At 66.9% G+C, this 17,781-nt stretch carries 19 protein-coding genes; 13 read left to right on the forward strand and 6 right to left on the reverse strand.

Annotation, left to right across the window (positions count from 1 at the left end):
* Positions 1 to 17: 17 nt before the first annotated feature.
* Positions 18 to 1,427, reverse strand: coding sequence for a heavy metal sensor histidine kinase (locus LGM89_RS06080; protein ID WP_226272584.1), 1,410 nt, complete (start codon positions 1,425 to 1,427; stop codon positions 18 to 20).
* The gene (locus LGM89_RS06085; RefSeq protein ID WP_089497804.1) at positions 1,424 to 2,095 is read right to left on the reverse strand and encodes a heavy metal response regulator transcription factor; all 672 of its coding nucleotides are present in this window, start codon (positions 2,093 to 2,095) and stop codon (positions 1,424 to 1,426) included. The genes LGM89_RS06080 and LGM89_RS06085 overlap by 4 nt, the downstream gene beginning before the upstream one ends.
* Positions 2,096 to 2,210: 115 nt before the next feature.
* Here LGM89_RS06085 and LGM89_RS06090 point away from each other — a divergent pair, with 115 nt between their 5' ends.
* From LGM89_RS06090 to LGM89_RS06125, 8 genes are all read left to right on the forward strand, one after another.
* Positions 2,211 to 2,738 (forward strand): hypothetical protein, encoded by a 528-nt coding sequence (locus LGM89_RS06090; protein ID WP_226272585.1) that lies wholly within the window; start codon positions 2,211 to 2,213, stop codon positions 2,736 to 2,738.
* A gap of 90 nt (positions 2,739 to 2,828) precedes the next feature.
* The gene (locus LGM89_RS06095) at positions 2,829 to 3,110 is read left to right on the forward strand and encodes a hypothetical protein (RefSeq protein ID WP_226272586.1); all 282 of its coding nucleotides are present in this window, start codon (positions 2,829 to 2,831) and stop codon (positions 3,108 to 3,110) included.
* The gene (locus LGM89_RS06100) at positions 3,107 to 4,603 is read left to right on the forward strand and encodes a TolC family protein (RefSeq protein WP_226272587.1); all 1,497 of its coding nucleotides are present in this window, start codon (positions 3,107 to 3,109) and stop codon (positions 4,601 to 4,603) included. Before LGM89_RS06095 ends, LGM89_RS06100 begins: the two co-directional genes overlap by 4 nt.
* A 1-nt stretch (position 4,604) precedes the next feature.
* Positions 4,605 to 5,900, forward strand: a complete 1,296-nt coding sequence (locus LGM89_RS06105; RefSeq protein WP_089497800.1) for a multicopper oxidase family protein — start codon at positions 4,605 to 4,607, stop codon at positions 5,898 to 5,900.
* A 67-nt stretch (positions 5,901 to 5,967) separates the two neighbouring features.
* Positions 5,968 to 6,315, forward strand: a complete 348-nt coding sequence (locus LGM89_RS06110; RefSeq protein WP_226272588.1) for a copper-binding protein — start codon at positions 5,968 to 5,970, stop codon at positions 6,313 to 6,315.
* A 14-nt stretch (positions 6,316 to 6,329) separates the two neighbouring features.
* On the forward strand, positions 6,330 to 6,710 hold the full coding sequence (gene copC / locus LGM89_RS06115; RefSeq protein ID WP_089428408.1) for a copper homeostasis periplasmic binding protein CopC: 381 nt from the start codon (positions 6,330 to 6,332) through the stop codon (positions 6,708 to 6,710).
* Positions 6,707 to 7,648, forward strand: coding sequence for a CopD family protein (locus tag LGM89_RS06120; protein WP_226272589.1), 942 nt, complete (start codon positions 6,707 to 6,709; stop codon positions 7,646 to 7,648). The genes copC and LGM89_RS06120 overlap by 4 nt, the downstream gene beginning before the upstream one ends.
* Positions 7,649 to 7,868: 220 nt before the next feature.
* The gene (locus LGM89_RS06125; protein ID WP_226272590.1) at positions 7,869 to 9,683 is read left to right on the forward strand and encodes an ExeM/NucH family extracellular endonuclease; all 1,815 of its coding nucleotides are present in this window, start codon (positions 7,869 to 7,871) and stop codon (positions 9,681 to 9,683) included.
* A 246-nt stretch (positions 9,684 to 9,929) separates the two neighbouring features.
* On the opposite strand, the gene LGM89_RS06130 is transcribed toward LGM89_RS06125, so the two are convergent.
* On the reverse strand, positions 9,930 to 10,160 hold the full coding sequence (locus LGM89_RS06130) for a hypothetical protein (RefSeq protein WP_226272591.1): 231 nt from the start codon (positions 10,158 to 10,160) through the stop codon (positions 9,930 to 9,932).
* Positions 10,161 to 10,394: 234 nt separating this feature from the next.
* Between LGM89_RS06130 and LGM89_RS06135 the strand changes: the two genes are divergently transcribed.
* Together LGM89_RS06135 and LGM89_RS06140 are read left to right on the forward strand one after the other, a co-directional pair.
* Entirely contained in the window at positions 10,395 to 12,239 is a 1,845-nt protein-coding gene (locus LGM89_RS06135) for a S10 family serine carboxypeptidase-like protein (RefSeq protein WP_226272592.1), read from the forward strand.
* A 92-nt stretch (positions 12,240 to 12,331) separates the two neighbouring features.
* The gene (locus LGM89_RS06140; protein WP_226272593.1) at positions 12,332 to 12,724 is read left to right on the forward strand and encodes a 2-oxoglutarate dehydrogenase; all 393 of its coding nucleotides are present in this window, start codon (positions 12,332 to 12,334) and stop codon (positions 12,722 to 12,724) included.
* A gap of 384 nt (positions 12,725 to 13,108) precedes the next feature.
* On the opposite strand, the gene LGM89_RS06145 is transcribed toward LGM89_RS06140, so the two are convergent.
* Positions 13,109 to 14,119 carry a GlxA family transcriptional regulator gene (locus tag LGM89_RS06145; RefSeq protein WP_226272594.1) on the reverse strand — a complete coding sequence of 337 codons (1,011 nt, stop codon included), beginning with the start codon at positions 14,117 to 14,119 and terminating at the stop codon, positions 13,109 to 13,111.
* A gap of 88 nt (positions 14,120 to 14,207) precedes the next feature.
* On the opposite strand from LGM89_RS06145, the gene LGM89_RS06150 reads away from it, so the two are divergent.
* Complete coding sequence (locus LGM89_RS06150) at positions 14,208 to 15,308, forward strand: DJ-1/PfpI family protein (RefSeq protein ID WP_226272595.1); 1,101 nt, start codon at positions 14,208 to 14,210, stop codon at positions 15,306 to 15,308.
* A gap of 126 nt (positions 15,309 to 15,434) precedes the next feature.
* Here the strand turns inward: LGM89_RS06150 and LGM89_RS06155 are convergent, their stop codons facing one another.
* Positions 15,435 to 15,734, reverse strand: coding sequence for a superoxide dismutase (locus LGM89_RS06155; RefSeq protein WP_089497789.1), 300 nt, complete (start codon positions 15,732 to 15,734; stop codon positions 15,435 to 15,437).
* A 28-nt stretch (positions 15,735 to 15,762) separates the two neighbouring features.
* On the reverse strand, positions 15,763 to 16,317 hold the full coding sequence (locus LGM89_RS06160) for a flavodoxin family protein (protein ID WP_226205360.1): 555 nt from the start codon (positions 16,315 to 16,317) through the stop codon (positions 15,763 to 15,765).
* Positions 16,318 to 16,474: 157 nt separating this feature from the next.
* Between LGM89_RS06160 and LGM89_RS06165 the strand changes: the two genes are divergently transcribed.
* Both LGM89_RS06165 and LGM89_RS06170 read left to right on the forward strand, forming a co-directional pair.
* Positions 16,475 to 17,431 (forward strand): LysR family transcriptional regulator, encoded by a 957-nt coding sequence (locus tag LGM89_RS06165; protein ID WP_226272596.1) that lies wholly within the window; start codon positions 16,475 to 16,477, stop codon positions 17,429 to 17,431.
* Positions 17,415 to 17,678, forward strand: coding sequence for a hypothetical protein (locus LGM89_RS06170; RefSeq protein ID WP_226205362.1), 264 nt, complete (start codon positions 17,415 to 17,417; stop codon positions 17,676 to 17,678). The genes LGM89_RS06165 and LGM89_RS06170 overlap by 17 nt, the downstream gene beginning before the upstream one ends.
* Positions 17,679 to 17,781 lie beyond the last annotated feature (103 nt).

Here is a 17,781-nt window from a genome sequence, read left to right on the forward strand (position 1 = left end):
GGAAGGCGGTGAACGGTCTAGCTATCCGTGCCCCGCGGAAAATAAAGCGCGAACGTCGTGCGCCCGTCGCGGCTCGCGACCTCGACCTTGCCGCGATGCAGCTCCATGATCGACTTCACGATCGCGAGCCCGAGCCCCGCGTTGCGCGCCGCGCCGTGCCGCGACGAATCGATCCGGTAGAAGCGTTCGAAGATCTTGTCGACCTGTTCGGGCGGAATCGCGGCGCCGCGATTCGTGACTTCGACGACCGCGTAGCGGCCTTGCGCCGACACCGCGAGCTCGATCGTCGACGCGGCTTCCGCATGTTCGAGCGCGTTTGACGTAAGGTTGCTGACGGCACGCCGGAACAGCGTCGCATCGGCGACGACCGGCGCTTCGCCGTGCACGTCGATCCGCACGCCGGCTTCGTCGGCCAGCGCCTGGAAATACGACGCGAGCCGGCGCAGCTCGCTGCCTGCATCGAGCTCGGTGGTCTTCAGGTGCTGCCGAGCGTTATCGGTGCGGGCGAGAAACAGCATGTTCTCGATCATCCGCTGCAACCGTTCGCATTCCTCGATGTTCGAATCGATCAGCGCTTCGTATTCCTCGGTCGTGCGCGCGCGCGACAGCGTGACCTGCGACGCGCTGATCACGTTGGCGAGCGGCGTGCGCATGTCGTGCGCGAGATCGGACGAGAACTGCGACAGCCGCACGAACGCGCGTTCGAGCCGGTCGAGCATCCGGTTGACCGACGTCGCGAGTTCACGCAGCTCGACCGGGCCGCCGCGCGCGTCGAGCCGTGCGTTCAGGTTGTGGGCCTCGATGCGCGACGTCTGCCGGCCGAGGCTCTCGACCGGGCGCAGGCCGCGCGACGCAACCGCATAGCCGAGCGCGCCGACCAGCAGCGCGCCCACGGCCGCCGCGAGCCAGATGTCGACGCGATAGCTTTCGAGCAGCGACTGGCGATCGGTCGCCGTGCGCGCGAGCGCGACCTGGATCGCGTCGCCGGACGGCAGCGTTTCGCGTGCGTGCACGCAACGCGACGTGCCGATGCCGGGCGGCGAACAGGTGAACGGCTCGCGGGCTCGGCTGGCCGGATGCGGTGCCGCGATCACCGACGCGAGCGTATTGCCGGCTTCGTCGGAATGCTCGACGAGCGCGCGGTTCTGCGCATCGTAGATGCCGAGATACACGCCCGGATGCGACAGCAGCACCTCATGAAACACGGCCGGATCAGCGCGCAGCGCGGCGATCGATCCGCTCGCGTGTGCAAGCTGCAGGAACTGGTTGAGCTTGCCGGAAATCTCGATGTCGTCGCGCCGCGTCAGCTCGGCGGACAGCGAGCGATACAGGTACGCGCCGGTCAGCGCGAACACGAGCGCGGCGACGACGGCGAACGCGAGCGTCAGCCGCCGCAGCAGCGAATACGCGCCAGGGCGGCGCGTCACGAACGATCCTCGAGCACGTAGCCCATCCCGCGGATCGTGTGGATCAACTTCTTCTCATACGCGTTGTCGATCTTCGCGCGCAGGCGCTTGATCGCCGCATCGACGACGTTCGTGTCGCTGTCGAAATTCATGTCCCAGATCTGCGACGTGATGAAGGTGCGCGTCAGCACTTCCCCCTCGCGTTCGGCGAGCAACTGCAGCAGCGCGAATTCCTGCGCGGTCAGGTCGATGCGGGTGTCGGCGCGCCGCACGCGGCGGCGGATCAGGTCGACTTCGAGATCGGCGACCTGCAGGATGTCGCGCACGTTGCGCGGCGCGCGCCGCAGCAGCGAGCGGATGCGCGCGAGGAACTCGGCATACGCGAACGGCTTGAGCAGGTAGTCGTCGGCGCCCAGCTCGAGCCCGGCGACCTTGTCCTCGATCGCCTCGCGCGCCGTGAGCAGCAGCACGGGTGTCTGCTTCTGTGCGCGCAGCCGCTTGAGCACCTCGAAACCATCCATTTCCGGCAGCATCACGTCGAGCACGACGAGATCGAACTCCTCGTGCAGCGCGAGGAACAGCCCGTCCTTGCCGTTTTCCGCGACGTCGACCGTGTAGCTCGCCTCCATCAGCCCCTTGCGGAGGTACGACGCCATCTTGGGTTCGTCTTCGACTATCAGTATTCGCATGGTGAGGCAGGCTGTCCGTGAGTCATCCGTGATTCCAGCCGGTCAGTGTAACGCGTGAGCTTACGGCGCCGTGCGTGCGCGAAGGGTGACCGCCGGATGACGGAATTGTCATGAAATGCCGGTCATGTTTCGGCCATGTCGTCGTCACCGCGGCGACGATAAGCTGCGGCCGTCGTGTCCCCGGAGCGCGCCGTCGCGGCGCTGCGCCGGCCCATCCGGTCGTTGTCTGCGTGATTTCGCATCCATGTCGTACTGGCGCAAATTCCTCGTCGTCGTGCTGCTGGCGCTGAGCCTGCCGATCCAGTCGTTCGCGGCTGTGTCGATGGCGTGCGCGGGGGCGGTCGCGGCAATGCCGCACTCGGGGGACGGAGCAAGCGACGATGACGCGGTTGCGCCGCGTGCGATGCCGAGCGCGCATGGTGGCCAGCATAAAGACGAGCACGCGCGCGGCGATCATGCGCGACTTGCACAGCCATGTTCCGCATGCGGATCCTGCTGCTTCGGCACCGGCATGGCGGATCTTCCCGTGATGTCCGTTGCGTCGGGTATCGGTATCGCGCTCGTCTCTTTCGCTTCGGCGCCCGTCGTCGTGTCGTTCCTGACTGGCGGCATCGACAGGCCGCCGCGCCGGCTTCTCGTCTAGACCCTGCCCGCGGCCTCGACCGGCCGCGCTCTGCAATCCGTTCCGGCGGCGGTATCAAGGCCGCCGGACGACTCGTGACGAGACCCATTCATGCGATTCATTACTGCGGCGCTGTTGAGCGCGGCGGCCCTCGCGCCGTCGCTCGCGCCTGCGCAAACCCCGTTGCCCGATCCGGCGGATGCCACCGTGGCCGTGCCGGATATCACCGTGACGTCCGCATTCGACGGCTACCGGCCGTATCGGGACGACGAAGGCCCCGGCTGGAAACAACTGAACCGCGACGTGATGGCACGGCCCGCGAAGGGCCGTGCGACGGGCGGCGCGGCCGGAAGCGGCGCCACGCATTCGAAGCACGGAGGCGCCGCGCAATGACGATGCTTGCGATATCGCCGAGGATCGGCGCGGCCGCGGCCGTGCTGGCCTTCCTCGCCGGCTGCACGACGTTTTCGAAGGACGGTGGCTTCGACGCGGTGTCTTCCGCCGCGTCGGAGCGCATCGGGAAAGACGCGGTGGTGATCAAGACCGACGCCGACCGCGAAGCCGTCGACAAGCGCACGAAGGAGCTGCTTGCGAAGCCGCTGTCGATGGACGACGCGGTGCAGGTCGCGCTGCTGAACAACCGCGGGCTGCAGGCGTCATATGCGGAACTGGGGCTGTCGGAAGCCGATCTGGTCCAGGCTGGCCGGCTGCCGAACCCGCGCTTCGCGTTCAGCCGCACCCGTGCCGGCGACGGCGAGCTGACGCTCGGCCGCACGTTCTCGGCGAACGTGTTCGCGCTGCTGACGATGCCGCTCGCGACGAACATCGAACGCCGCCGTTTCGAGCAGACCAAGCTCGAAACCGCCGACGCGATGCTGAAGGTCGCAGCCGACGCACGCCGTGCGTACGTCGAGGCCGTCGCGGCCGAGCAGGCCGCGAACTATGCGCAACAGGTGCGCGATGCCGCGAGCGCGGCCGCCGAACTCGCGCTGCGCATGCGGCAGGCCGGCAACTTCAGCCGCCTCGATTACGCGCGTGAACAGGCGTTCCATGCCGATGCGGTTGCGCAGCACGCGAAGGCGCGCCAGCAGGCCGTCGCCGCGCGCGAGAAGCTCACGCGCGCGATGGGCCTGTGGGGCGACCGCACGCGATACGCGCTGCCCGAGCGCTTGCCCGACCTGCCGAAAGCGCGGCCGAACCTGCCCGATCTCGAGCGGTTCGCGATGAGCAACCGCCTCGACATCCAGGCCGCGAAGCTGCAGACGCAGGGCGTCGCGTCGTCGCTCGGCCTGAGCAAGGCGACGCGCTTCGTCAATGCGGTCGACCTCGGCTACGTGAACGACTACGAGACCGGCAAGGGTCACGAGCACGGCTACGAGATCAGCGTCGAGATTCCGCTGTTCGACTGGGGCGGCGCGAAGGTCGCGCGCGCCGAGGCCGTCTACATGCAATCGGCGAACCGGCTCGCGAAAACGGCCATCGACGCGCGCTCCGACGTGCGCGAGTCGTATGCGGCGTACGTGACGAGCTACGACGTCGCGACCCACTATCGCGACGAAGTCGTGCCGCTGCGCAAGACGATCTCCGACGAACTCCTGCTGCGCTACAACGGGATGCTCGCGAGCGTGTTCGAGTTGCTGGCCGATGCACGCGAACAGGTCGGCGCGGTCAACGGCTACATCGATGCGCTGAAGGATTACTGGCTCGCCGAAACCGATCTGCAGATGGCCGTCGGAGGCCGGCTGCCGTCCGACGGCGCCACGCCGCGCGCGACGCCATCCACCCAACCCGACGCCCCTTCACACGCCGACGCTGCGCCGCAGCCGGCTTCTTCATCCGCGGCGCAACCGGCGCCCGCGACGCAACCGCATCCGGAAGGTCATTGACATGGTGTCCCGTCGACAATTTCTCAGCGGCTCGGGCGCCGCGCTGCTGGGCGCCGCGATGGTCAGCAAGGCCGGCGCCGCGTCGCTGCCCGAAGCGCCCACGATGGCGAAAACCGGTACGCAGCCGCCGCTCGTGCCGCCGAACGGCCGCCCTTACACGCCCGTCGCGACGCTCAACGGCTGGACGCTGCCGTGGCGGATGAAGAACGGCTGGAAGGAGTTCCACTTGACGGCCGAGCCCGTCGTGCGCGAGATGGCGCCCGGCATGAACGCGAACCTGTGGGGCTACAACGGCCAGTCGCCGGGCCCGACGATCGAGGCCGTCGAAGGCGACAAGGTACGCATCTTCGTGACCAACCGGCTGCCCGAGCACACGACGATCCACTGGCACGGGCTGCGGCTGCCGAACGGGATGGACGGCGTCGGCGGCCTCACGCAGCCGCATATCCCGCCCGGCAAGACCTTCGTCTACGAGTTCCAGCTGGAAGCGCACGGCACGTTCATGTATCACCCGCACGCCGACGAGATGGTGCAGATGGCGATGGGAATGATGGGCATGTTCATCGTGCATCCGAAGGATCGCGGCACGATGCCGGTCGATCGCGATTTCGTGTTCCTGCTCGCCGCATACGACATCGATCCGGGCAGCTACACGCCGCGCGTGAACGAGATGACCGACTTCAACATGTGGACCTTCAATTCGCGCGTGTTCCCGGGCATCGATCCGCTGCCGGTGCGCGCGGGCGATCGCGTGCGGATTCGCTTCGGCAACCTGACGATGACGAACCATCCGATCCACCTGCACGGCTACAGCTTCGAAGTCGCGGGCACCGACGGCGGCTGGATTCCGCCGGCCGCGCGCTGGCCGGAAGTGACCGCCGATGTCGCGGTGGGCCAGATGCGCGCGATCGAGTTCACCGCCGATCGTCCGGGCGACTGGGCATTCCATTGCCACAAGTCGCATCACACGATGAATGCGATGGGCCACCAGGTGCCGAACCTGATCGGCGTGCCGCAGAAGGATCTCGCGCAGCGCATCGGCAAGCTCGTGCCCGACTACATGGCGATGGGCAGCACCGGCGGCGCGATGGGCGGCATGGAGATGCCGCTGCCCGACAACACGCTGCCGATGATGACGGGCACGGGCCCGTTCGGGCCGCTGGAGATGGGCGGCATGTTCACGGTCTGCAAGGTGCGGCAGGGGCTCGGCCGCCACGACTATCGCGACCCGGGCTGGTTCAAACATCCGAAGGGCACTGTCGCGTACGAGTACACCGGCGAACTGCCGGACGGCTGAGCAGCAGCATGCGGCGGCTGCGTGCATGCGGCCGCCGGTTTCGTTTCATTCACTGGGAGTCGACACGATGAAGAAGGGACTGGTTTTGATGGCAACGGGTTGGGCATTGGCGTTTTCCGCGGCGACGTATGCGGCCGGCGACATGGCCGGCATGGACATGAGCGGCGGCACAAAGCAGGCGGCTGCGGCGACGTCGGGCATGTCGCACGGCGAAATCCGCAAGGTCGATACGGCTGCCGGCAAGCTGACGATCAAGCACGGCCCGCTGGACAACCTCGGGATGGATGCGATGACGATGGCGTTCAAGGTGAAGGACCCGGCGATGCTGTCGCAGGTGAAAGCGGGCGACAAGATCGACTTCGTCGCGGAAGACGTGGACGGTGTGCTGACCGTCGTCGAACTGAAGAAGCCGTGACGCGGAGCGTGCCCATGAAGATCACGACCCTCACGCGGCTGGCCGCGATCGTCGCGACCGGTGCGATGCTCGCCGCCGCACCGATCGCGGCATCCGCGCACGGCAAGCTGGAAAGTGCGGCACCGGCGACAGGCAGCACGGTCGACACCGCGCCCGACACGGTGCGGCTCACGTTCAACGAAGACCTCGAACCGGCGTTCAGCTCGGTGAAGGTGTCGGATGCGAACGGCAACGCCGTCACGCAGGACAAGGCAAAGGTCGATGCGGCGAACCCGCGCGTGATGACCGTCGCGATGCCGAAGCTCGCGCCCGGCGCGTACACGGTGCAGTGGGTGGCGATGACGGCCGACGCGCATCGCACGAAAGGCACCTACACGTTCAGGGTGAAGGGGTGAACGACGGCGTCATCGGTCTCCTGCGGCTCGTATCGGTGGCGATCCAGAACGCCGGGTTCGCCGTCGTCATCGGCGCGCTGCTCGGCCGCCACTGGCTCGCGCGCGGCGCGTCGGCGTGGCAGCACGGCATCGGGTGGCGGCTCGTCGCGACGCTGCGCATCGCGTCCGTCATCTCGCTGCTCGCAAGCGTCACCGCGTTCTGGGCGCACTGCGCGCTGATGAGCGAGGTGTCGTTGCTCGAAGCGGGGCCGGCCGTTTGCGCGATGCTCGCGGGCACCGGCTTCGGTCATGCGTGGCTGGCCGGCGCGGTGTTCATGCTCGTCGTCGTGGTGCTGTCGTTCGTCTGGTGTGCGAACGATAGGCGCTTGCCGTTCGCGATGTGGGCCGCGCTGGCCTGCGTCGCGCTCGCACGCAGCAACGGCGGGCATCCGGTGGATGCCGGATTGTTCAGCGTGCCGGTGTGGATCGACTGGCTGCATCTGCTGGCGATCAGCGCATGGGTCGGGCTCGTGCTCGTGACGGCATTCGGCGTGATGCCGAGGCTTGCAGCGATGCCCGCGAGTGAACGCACGACCGGCGCATCGTTCGTGCAGTCGCTGTCCGATGCATCGACTTATGCATTGATCGTGCTGTTCGCGACCGGTGCGTACAACGGCTGGCGCGGCGTCGATACGCCCGCCAATCTGCTTGCATCGGCGTACGGGCAGATCCTGCTGCTGAAGCTCGCGCTCGTGCTGATCGCGGCGGCGCTCGGCGGACACAACCGCTTCTTCGGGATGCCAACGTTGCTGGCCGCGTTGAAGGATCCGGCCGCCTCGATGCCGGCCAGTTCGTTGAAACGGTTCGGCACAGTGTTGCAGATCGAAGCGGTGGTGCTGGGCGGCGTGCTGATGGTCGCGGCCGTGCTCGTGTCGAGCGCGTTGCCGGGCACGGTGTAGCGTGGCGGCGCGGAGCCGCGCAGCAAGACCACGCGGGGCAATCGTCACGCTCACGGTGGATTTTCATCAGACGATTTCCCCGCTTTTTCAGGCGTAAACGCACGCTCGACGGCGATCGCGGTGTGATAACGACAATTACATCCGCCTGTCTTTCGATTACCAAAAACTGTCATTGAGCGCCGCTAAGCTTTCGCCACCCTCACAACCGGGATTCCCCGTCATGCGCTCGACAATCCGCCTCATCACCCCGCTATTGCTGCTCCCGACGCTCGCCGCGCCGGCTTTCGCCGCCACGGCCGCGCCCGTCAGCCCCAACTGCGGCGGCAGCACGACGCCGATCGCCGATATCCAGGGGCCGGGCGCGCCGTCGCCGCTCGCCGGCCAGAACGTGTCGATCGAGGCGGTCGTCACCGCCGATTTCGGCGGCACGGACGGCTTCGGCGGCTTCTTCGTCCAGCAGGCCGACGCGCAGCGCCGCAACCAGCCGGGCGTATCCGAAGGGCTGTTCGTCTACGCGCCGAAGGTGCGGGCGAAAGCGGGCGACCTCGTGCACGTGACGGGCAAGGTCGAGGAGAAGTACGGCCAGACGCAGCTCACGCAGTCGGGCGCGATCGCGGTGTGCGCGAACAACCAGACCGTCACGCCCGTGACGCTCACGCTGCCGGTCGACAGCCCGAACGCGTTCGCCGCGTATGAAGGGATGCTCGTGCGCCTGCCGCAGACGCTGAACGTCACCGACAACTACGAGCTCGGCCGCTACGGCAGCGTGATGCTCAGCAACGGCCGCCTGCGCACGCCGACGAGCGTTGTGCCGCCCGCGCAGGCGCAGACGCAGATCGAGGCGAACGCACGCAACCGCCTGATCCTCGACGACGGCTCGAACAAGCAGAACCCCGCGACCGTGCCGTATCCGGCCCCGGGCCTGTCGGCCGCGAACACGCTGCGCGCGGGCTACACGGTGCGCGACGTCGAAGGCGTGCTCGAAGTGCGCTACGGCGCATGGCGCGTGCAGCCGCTGCCGGGCGCCGCCGTGCCGGCATTCGACGCACGCACGAACCCGCGCACCCACGCACCGGCGCGCGATCCGAAATCGAACCTGCGCGTCGCGTCGTTCAACGTCCTGAACTACTTCAACGGCAACGGTCTCGGCGGCGGCTTCGACGATCCGAACAACCGCGGCGCGAAGAACTTCCAGGAATTCCAGCGCCAGGAAGCGAAGATCGTCAGCGCGCTGAAGGCGATCGACGCCGACGTGATCGGCCTGATGGAAATCCAGAACAACGGCTACGGTGAACTGAGCGCGGTGCGCCAGCTCGCGGCGAAGCTCGGCACCCAATGGCGCGTCGTCGATCCGGGCGTGTCGCGCCTCGGTGGCGATGCGATCACGGTCGCGATGATCTACGACAGCCGCAAGGTCGAACCGGTCGGCCGCGCGGCGACGCTCGCGATCGACGACAAGAACCGCCAGCCGCTCGCGCAGTCGTTCCGGCTGATCAACGGCAACAAGCAGTCGCTGACGGTGGCGGTCAACCACCTGAAGTCGAAGAACTGCCCGGACGCCGCGAACGACGATCTCGACCAGGGCGACGGCCAGGGCTGCTGGAACCCGACGCGCACGCGTGCGGCGGCGAAGGTGGCCGACTGGCTCGCCGGCAACCCGACGGGCGTCGCCGGCCAGGGCGTGCTGCTGATCGGCGACTTCAACAGCTACACGTACGAAGACCCGATCCGCACGCTCGAATCGCGCGGCTACCGCAACCTCGTCGCGCGCTGGATCGGCGCGAATGCGTACAGCTACGTGTACAACGGCGAAGCCGGCTACCTCGATCACGCGCTCGCGACGCTGCCGCTCGCCTCGCACGTGAAGGCCGTGCACGAATGGCACATCAACGCGGACGAGCCGCTCGCGCTGCAGTACACGCTTGCGTACAAGTCGGCGGAGCAGCAGAAGACGTTCTACGCGCCGGATGCGTATCGCTCGTCGGATCACGATCCGGTGCTGATCGATATCGCGCTGCCGGGCGGCGGGAAGTAATGGCGGATTGAATGCGGAAGAAGCGCGGCGTGCGGCGAGGCTGCATGTCGCGCTTCTTGCCTATTGGAAGCGCTGGCAGGGGAAAGGGTAAATAATTCCGCTTAATTTATGGGAATTCGATAAATCGGTATTTTATGGATGACACGATGCGGATAAGCGCATCGCTTGAAGAATGGTTGAAGTGACTTGAATCATTGAATGGCGGCCCATGCATGCCGTCACGCTGAATTAATCGATCTCGGGTAATTAAAATGAAAGAATAATTCCGGTGATCTGAAGGCTTTCGAGGCGCAACATCAACGTCGGTAAAGGATTGCCGGTTGCGCGATAAAGGCGGGAAATTCGGTGGATTATTGTCGTTAGAGCGCGCAATGCGCGAATAATCCCGTTTTCTTTCAATTGCCAGACACTGTCCGCCGTTAGCATCATTGCGGGTTTTTTAATATCCGAATGATCTTTGACAACGCGGCGCAGCACCGCCTATTTTTGTGTTGTCGTAAATTTGGGTCATATAAAAGTTGTCCAAACTGCAGGGGGCGTCCGAGCACCATTCTCGCCAGCAGTTTGCTGTGTCTGTATCAAGTTCAGTCTCTTGGAAGTCCAATCCCCAACCGCCGACTGCCGACCGTGCAACGCGAGTGGCGGGTTCGCCTGCGCGTTTCGCAGGCGTTGGCGGCCTGTGTGAAACGGTATCCGAATCAAAGGACAGAGATGAAACCAGACAGGAGCTGTACCGGCAGCCGCCGTGGCCGTCACGGCCGGTTGGCCGGGCTAGGTGCATTGACCGTCATGACACTGGCGCTCGCGGCATGCGGCGGCGACGATTCGTCGTCCGTCGGTGCGTCGAGCCTCGCGCAGGCCACCGCCAGCCAGCAGGCGAGCGCGCAACAGGCGGCCGGGCAGACACCGTCCAACCAGCCGTACGTCGACCCGGTCGCGTATTCGATGAATGCGACCGACGGCCTGGCCCCCGGGCAGGTGTCCGAGAAAACCGCCGTCATGCATTACCAGTGGAAGAACGGCGGCACGACCGTCAACTACACGACGACCACCGGCCACCTGACCGCGCAGGACGCGAACGGCAATGCGGAAGCGTCGATGTCGTATGTCGCGTACACCGCGCCGAGCACGAACGGCAAGCCGCGCCCCGTCACGTTCGTCTATAACGGCGGCCCCGGCTCGTCGTCGATCTGGCTGCGGCTCGGCTCGTTCGCGCCGACCCGCGTGGCCACGCCCGATCCGCTGTTCGGCAGCAACTGGCCGAACTATCCGCTCGTCGACAACGCCGAGAGCCTGATCGACACCACCGACCTCGTGTTCATCGACCCGCCCGGCACCGGGCTGTCGGAAGCCGTGTTGCCGAACACCAACCAGAAGTACTGGGGCTCCGACGCGGACGTGAACATCATGCGCGACTTCATCCAGCGCTACCTGAACGTCAACAGCCGCGGCACGTCGCCGATCTACCTGTACGGCGAATCGTACGGCACGCCGCGTACCGATATGCTCGCGCTGGCGCTCGAATCGGCCGGCGTGCACCTGACGGGCATCGTGCTGCAGTCGGCGATCCTGAACTACTTCGCGGATGCGGTGGAAGCCGTCGCGATCACGCAGTCGACGGAGGGGCTGCTGCTCGAAACCGATACCGTGGCCGGCTACCTGCCGGGCTATGCGGCGGTCGCGGCGTACTTCAACCAGGTGTCGCCGGCACCGGTGAACGCCGATCTGTACGCACTGCAGACGGAACTGTTCACGACGCTGATCTACAACCAGCTGCAGAAGTATTCGCAGTCGTGGGTGTTGAGCCAGCTCGGCATTCCGGATGCGCTCGGCACGCCGGTGTTCCCGAGCGATGCGACGCTCAGGCTGTGGTCGATCCCGTCGAGCCTCACGCAACAGGCGCTGCGCGGCTACTTCAACGCGAATCCGTTCGGCACGAGCCTCTTGCCCGGGACGACGATCGGCCGGTATGACGGACGCGTGTCGTTGCCGAATTCCGATCCGCGCCTGCAGAACGACGGCGACCCGTCCGACATCCTGATTTCGCAGCCGTTCACGAACGCGCTCGCGACGCAGATGCCGGATTACCTCGGCTACACCGCACCGAACGCGACGTACCTGCCGCTGAACGACAACATCATCGGCGTCTGGGACTTCACGCACGACGGCCAGCCGATGCCCGACACGATCCCCGATCTGCTCGGTGCGCTGCAGCTCAACCCGAAGCTTCGCGTGCTCGCGGAGAATGGCTTCCACGATCTCGCGACGCCGTTCTTCAACACCGAGAAGCAACTCGCGCGGCTGCAGACGGTGAAGGGCTTCAATCCGAAGCTGCAGGTGAACTTCTTCCAGGGCGGCCACATGATCTACCTGGACGACGTCGCCCGTCCGCAGATGAAGCGGGATCTGAAGACGTTCTACAAGGGTGCGCGGATTCCGACGGCACTGACGCTGCACACGCTGCCGCCGCCGTGGCCGGATGAAAACCCGCCGAGCGTGCCGACCGGCAGCGTCCCGGGCGCGACCGCCGGGACGACGCTGGCGGCGGCCCCGTGAGCGAGCCTGAGCGACGGACTCCTTGTCAAAGGAACCCTCTATTCATCCATTGAATGCGAGTGATCATGTCCCTAATCAAAATGATGCGGCGTATGTCTCCGTTGATCGTCGTCGGTGCCGTGATGAGCAGTGCCTACGCGTTGCCGCCGCAGGCGGTGGCGCCGGTGAAGCTGCCGCACGGCGGGCGCGGTGTCGACGGTCCGTTCTTTCCCGCCACGAAAGCGGCGCCGGTGTTGCCGTCGACCGGCGCGACGCTGCAGCAGCAGGCGCAGCAGCGTGTCGATGCGCGGCTCGGCGCCAATACGGTGCTGAGCAACGGCGCGGCCGTGACGAAGGCGCAGGCGCAGAGCAGCGGTCTCGGCTTCGTGTCGAAGCACTTCGACGAGATCGATGCGAAGCACACCGGCCGCGTGACGATGAGCGATGTGCGGCAGTTCATCCAGCAGCGGCAGGTGCAGGCGCAGCAGGAACAGCAGGGCGAGTGACGTAGCAGGCAGGGCGGCGGCCGGTGCGGAAGCCTTCGCACCGGCCGCTGGAAGATGAACGACAGCGTGAACGCCAGGCGCTAGGGCGCCTGGCGCGCGTAGCGCTTCGCGGTGGCCGACGGCAGTTCGCCGAACATCGCGCGAAGAGCAGGCCGATCAGGTTGAGCCACGCCGTCATCCACCCGCATTTCTCCCGGTTCTATCAGATTCGGCAATGGAGTGAAAATCCCGAGGGATGCACCGGAACAGGGCGTGTCGGCCCATTTCGTCGCCGGGAGGGCCGGGAGGACCGAGAGCGTGACGGATGCGCGGCGGTGTCGACGGGCGAACGTCGCATTGCCACCACGCCAGTGACCCCGGACGCATGCGGGAACCAGCGACGGCCTATTCCGTTTTCGGCGTGTTGTGTCGCGGTCCGAAGCGCGCGCGATAGTCGCGTGGCGATACGCCGACCTGCTTCGCGAACGCGCGCTGCAACGCGTCGACGCTGCCGAATCCCGACCGCTCGGCGATGCGTTCGAGCGGCCAGTCGGCCCGCTCCAGCAGCGCCTTCGCGCGCTCGACGCGTGCGGCCAGCACGAACTGCGCGGGCGATCGTCCGGTCTCCTTGAGGAAATTGCGCGCAAACGAGCGTTCGCTCATGTGCATCCGCGCGGCCAGCGCGGCAACGCCGAGATCGCCAGCCGGATCGTCGGCGATCTCGGCGAGCAGCGCGCGCATGCGCGGCGTCGCGTTGGCCAGCGCCCCTAGCCCGACGCTGAACTGTGCCTGTCCGCCGGGACGGTGCATGAACAGCACGAGTTCGCGTGCGACCGCGAGCGCGGTCGGCGCGCCGCAATCCGCCTCGACGAGTGCGAGACACAGATCGATGCCGGCCGTCACGCCGGCCGACGTATGGAACGGCGGATCGCTGACGTAGATCGCGTCCGGTTCGATCCGCGCGTCGGGACGGAGCGCCTGCAGCATCGCGCACTGGTTCCAGTGCGTGGTTGCGCGCCGGCCGTCCAGCCATCCGCCCGCCGCCAGCACGAACGCGCCCGTGCAGATGCTCGCGATGCGCCGCGTGCCGGCGATCCGCGTGCGCAGCCACGGCAGCACGCCGGTTTCCGATGCGGCATGGCGTAGCGCCGCTTCATCGCCGCCGGCGACGATGAGCGTGTCGATCCGCTCGGGCAGCGCCGCGAGCGCGGCCGTGCCGGCGAGGCGCAGGCCCGCGTGCGTGACGATGTCGCCGCCGTGTTGCGACGCGAGCGTGAGCCGGTACGGCGCGGCATGGTCGGGAAGGTGACGGTTCGCGACCGCGAACACTTCCATCGGGCCCGTGATGTCGAGCGACTGGACGCCTTCGAAGCCGACGACGACGATGTCGCGTGCCGAACAGGTTGACTGGGACATGGCGGAAAGTGCGGTGGAGTTGTCCTTGTGACCGCGAGCATGATCCTTGTAATTTTCCGGACATGCAATCGACGGATGCGGGTGAACGATGCGGGGATGGAAGGCAGGCGGGGCGGTGCTGCTGGTGTGCGCGATGCTGGGCGCATGGGCCGCGGGGTGGCATGTGCCGGTGAAGGCGGAGGACGCACGGCCGGTCGCCCAGGCGCTGACGATCGGCGCGCCGAAGGCGGCACGCACGCGGCCGCTCGTGGCGATCGTCGCGGACAACGCCGGAACGGAGACGACCGATTTCATCGTGCCGTACGCGATGCTGAAGGCATCCGATGCGGTCGATGTCGTCGCCGTATCGGCCGCCGAGGGCGAAGTCGAACTGATGCCCGCGCTGCGCATGCTGGCCGATACGACGTTCGACCGGTTCGATGCCGCGACGCCCGCGGGGGCCGACGTGGTGATCGTGCCCGCGCTGCATCGCGCGGACAGTCCGGCGGTGCTGACATGGTTACGCAAGCAGGCCGTTGCCGGTGCAACGATGGTGGCGATCTGCGAGGGTGCGGAAGTGCTCGCGAATGCGGGCCTGTTGCGGCACCGTACGGCGACGTCTCATTGGTATGTGCGCGACAGCCTGCGTCACCGCTTTGCCGATACGACGTGGATCGACGATCGCCGCTATGTGATGGACGGCAACGTCATGACGACGACCGGCGTATCGGCGTCGATTCCCGCTTCGCTGGCGTTGGTGAATACGCTGGCCGGGCCGGCAGCGGCGCGCGAGACGGCGCGGCGCGTCGGCGCACAGTCATGGAGCGACGTTCACGACGGCAGCCGGTTCGCGTTGACGGCGCGTGCGGTGGCGGTTGCGTTGACGAACCGCGTCGCGTTCTGGCGGCGCGAGACGTTCGATCTTCCGGTCGAAACCGGGTTCGACGAGCTACCGGTTGCGTTGACCGCCGACGCGTGGGCGCGGACCTGGCGCAGTGACGTCGTCGCGACGGCAGACGCGCGCGTAATCGAGTCGAAGCACGGGCTGCGGTTGCTGGCGCAGCCGGCGAATGCCCGGCACGCGCGCATGACGATGCCGGCTGAGCGGCGCGGGGAAGCGGTGCTGCCCGGTGTGCTCGGCGACATCGCGGCACGCTATGGCGATACGACGTCGGGCTGGGTCGCGCTGCAACTGGAGTATCCGAGGTAGCGACGCGTCGGGCGCGCCATGCTGGCATTGCGTGCCGCGCTTGCGACGGAATTCGCCGGCGCCGGGGCTGGCCCGGTCGAAGTTTGAGTGAGCGGCGGGTAAGCAACACGCCGCCGACCGTGAAAGTTACGCGGGGTCCGCCGCGAACAGCGCTTCCCAGCCGAGAAACGCGCCAAGCGGAATGATGTCCCAGTCGATCAGCCCGGCCTTCGCCAGCGGAAACTCGCGCAGCGCTTCGCGGGCGCTTTCGATCGACTCGCACTCCGCGATGATCGCGACGCCCGGGCGATCCTGACGGAAATAGATATCGCGGACGATCCCGCGCTTAAGCAGTTGCCACGCGTAGCGCACTTCGTCGAGCAGGTGCGGTTGATACGCGTCCGGGCTGGCGCCGGGCAACGGGACGTCGAGGCACAGCAGTTTCATGTCGATCTCCTGGCGAATGGGGGGCTGCTTACGCGCTGGCCGCGAGCCGCGACGCCAGTTCGGCGACGCGCTGCCCGAGGTGCGCGGCGGTGTCGAGGTCGCTCGCGATCGGCGACAGTTCCGGCGACACGTCGTCGGACTGCGCCATCGCGCCGAGCCAGCCGCCGATCCGGTTGCGCTCGTTCGCCGCGGTGCCGGCGAACAGGTCGAGCCCGACCCAGATCATCCCGTGCTGCGCGGCGAACAGCGTCATCGTCATCAGCGAGTTCAGCTTGTCGCCGTGCTGCGCGCCGGAATTGGTAAAGCCGGCCGCGACCTTGTTGCGCCAGGTTTGCGGAATCCACGCGGGGCGCGTCGAGTCTTCCATGAATTTCTTGAGCCGCGAGCTGATCGAGCCGTTGTACGTCGGCGAGCCGAAGATGATCGCGTCGCTCGCGGCGAGGGTCTCCCACGGAATCGCGCCGTCGGCGACCGCGACGAGCCGCACTTCCGCGCCCGGCACGCGCCGCACGCCTTCCGCGACGGCTTGCGCCTGTCGCTCGGTGTGACCGTGACCGCTGTCGAAAACGATGGTGGCAAGCATGGACATTCCTTTGCAGTGCGTTGAACGATGGCCGGATTGTGGGCGGCGCGGGTCGCAACCGGAAGTCGGGCCCGGGTTGAGTCGCTCTCAACTTCAGGTTGATAATCGGCGGCAGGCGAAGGTGTACCGTGCAACGCGTCGATTGAAGGAGGCTGCTTTGGATGTGTCACAACGCACGCGTGCGATCCTGTCGTTCGTGCATGCGGCCGACGGCGGCAGCTTCGCGGCGGCCGGGCGCATGCTCGGCATCACGTCGGCCGCCGTCAGCAAGAACGTCGCGGGCCTCGAGCAGGCGCTCGGCGTGCGGCTGATGAACCGCACCACACGCACGCTGAAGCTCACCGACGAAGGCAGCGTGTTCCTGCGCCAGGCACGCGTCGCACTGGACGCGCTCGATTCGGCGGTCGACAGCATCGTCGCGCAGCGGCTCGGGCCGCAAGGGCGCATACGCATCTCGACCAGCGCCGCGTTCGGGCGCGAGCATCTGCAACCGGTGCTGCCCGGGTTGCTGGCGCGTTACCCCGGCTTGTCGGTGGAGGCCGATTTCGACGACCGGATCGTCGACGTCGTACGCGACGGCTACGACATCGTCATCCGCGGCGGCAACATCCACGATTCCGCGCTGGTGTCTCGGCCGGTCTTTCGCCTGAATACGGTGCTGGTTGCATCACCCGCTTATCTGCAGCGTCACGGCATTCCGCGCGCGCCGGACGATCTCGTTGCGCACCGGCTGATCGCACGCCGGTTTCTCGGCGGCGGAGTCGCGACGTGGAGCTTCAGGATGCGCGGCGGGAGCATCGTGGCGGTCGATCCGGGCGAGACGGCGCTGCTGACATTCTCCGCGCCGGAGGCCGTGCTGCAGGCCGCCCGTGACGGGCTGGGCATCGCGCAGGTCGGGGTGCACCTCGCGTGGGCGCATCTGCGCGCCGGCGCGCTGAAGGTGCTGCTGCACCGCCATCACTTGCCCGGCAGCTACGAAATGGCGATGCAGTATCCGCATCGCGCATTGAAGGCGTCGCGCGTACAGGCGACGGTCGACTATCTGCTCGACGCGTTTGCTGCGAACGAAAGCCTGCATGTGCCGCTGAAGGCGCTGGATGCGTACGGCGTGTGAGGGCGGCGCGTTCCATGCGAGCGATCCGGCGTTCATCGCGCTGGTGGCGCGCTTGCGCGCAAGCAGCAGCGAGTTCGCGCAATGGTGGGATGCGCATGACGTGCACAGCGGCGTGTCGGGCCGGAAGGTGTTCGCGCATGCGCAACGGGGCGCGCAGCGCTATGAATACGCGACGTTCCAGGCGAACGACGATCCCGCGCTGAAGCTGGCGATTTACACGCCGGTGAGCGGGGATGAGGGGGACTGAAGGGGTTTCAACCGCTGCCGCCATCCGGCGGCCACGCATCGAAGTATCTGCTTCGTGCGTGAACGCCGGGGACGGAGCGTAACGGGGCGGTGTTTCCGATTAG

The sequence above is a fragment of the Burkholderia sp. AU31624 genome (assembly GCF_020420065.1).
GTDB lineage: Bacteria > Pseudomonadota > Gammaproteobacteria > Burkholderiales > Burkholderiaceae > Burkholderia.

What these genes read in the sequence shown, in the direction of transcription:
- LGM89_RS06085 (WP_089497804.1), bottom strand. Translation starts at nt 2,095, where the DNA reads ATGCGAATACTGATAGTCGAAGACGAACCCAAGATGGCGTCGTACCTC.
- LGM89_RS06090 (WP_226272585.1), top strand. Translation starts at nt 2,211, where the DNA reads ATGCCGGTCATGTTTCGGCCATGTCGTCGTCACCGCGGCGACGATAAG.
- LGM89_RS06095 (WP_226272586.1), top strand. Translation starts at nt 2,829, where the DNA reads ATGCGATTCATTACTGCGGCGCTGTTGAGCGCGGCGGCCCTCGCGCCG.
- LGM89_RS06100 (WP_226272587.1), top strand. Translation starts at nt 3,107, where the DNA reads ATGACGATGCTTGCGATATCGCCGAGGATCGGCGCGGCCGCGGCCGTG.
- LGM89_RS06105 (WP_089497800.1), top strand. Translation starts at nt 4,605, where the DNA reads ATGGTGTCCCGTCGACAATTTCTCAGCGGCTCGGGCGCCGCGCTGCTG.
- LGM89_RS06110 (WP_226272588.1), top strand. Translation starts at nt 5,968, where the DNA reads ATGAAGAAGGGACTGGTTTTGATGGCAACGGGTTGGGCATTGGCGTTT.
- copC (WP_089428408.1), top strand. Translation starts at nt 6,330, where the DNA reads ATGAAGATCACGACCCTCACGCGGCTGGCCGCGATCGTCGCGACCGGT.
- LGM89_RS06125 (WP_226272590.1), top strand. Translation starts at nt 7,869, where the DNA reads ATGCGCTCGACAATCCGCCTCATCACCCCGCTATTGCTGCTCCCGACG.
- LGM89_RS06135 (WP_226272592.1), top strand. Translation starts at nt 10,395, where the DNA reads ATGAAACCAGACAGGAGCTGTACCGGCAGCCGCCGTGGCCGTCACGGC.
- LGM89_RS06140 (WP_226272593.1), top strand. Translation starts at nt 12,332, where the DNA reads ATGTCTCCGTTGATCGTCGTCGGTGCCGTGATGAGCAGTGCCTACGCG.
- LGM89_RS06145 (WP_226272594.1), bottom strand. Translation starts at nt 14,119, where the DNA reads ATGTCCCAGTCAACCTGTTCGGCACGCGACATCGTCGTCGTCGGCTTC.
- LGM89_RS06150 (WP_226272595.1), top strand. Translation starts at nt 14,208, where the DNA reads ATGCGGGGATGGAAGGCAGGCGGGGCGGTGCTGCTGGTGTGCGCGATG.
- LGM89_RS06155 (WP_089497789.1), bottom strand. Translation starts at nt 15,734, where the DNA reads ATGAAACTGCTGTGCCTCGACGTCCCGTTGCCCGGCGCCAGCCCGGAC.
- LGM89_RS06160 (WP_226205360.1), bottom strand. Translation starts at nt 16,317, where the DNA reads ATGCTTGCCACCATCGTTTTCGACAGCGGTCACGGTCACACCGAGCGA.
- LGM89_RS06170 (WP_226205362.1), top strand. Translation starts at nt 17,415, where the DNA reads ATGCGTACGGCGTGTGAGGGCGGCGCGTTCCATGCGAGCGATCCGGCG.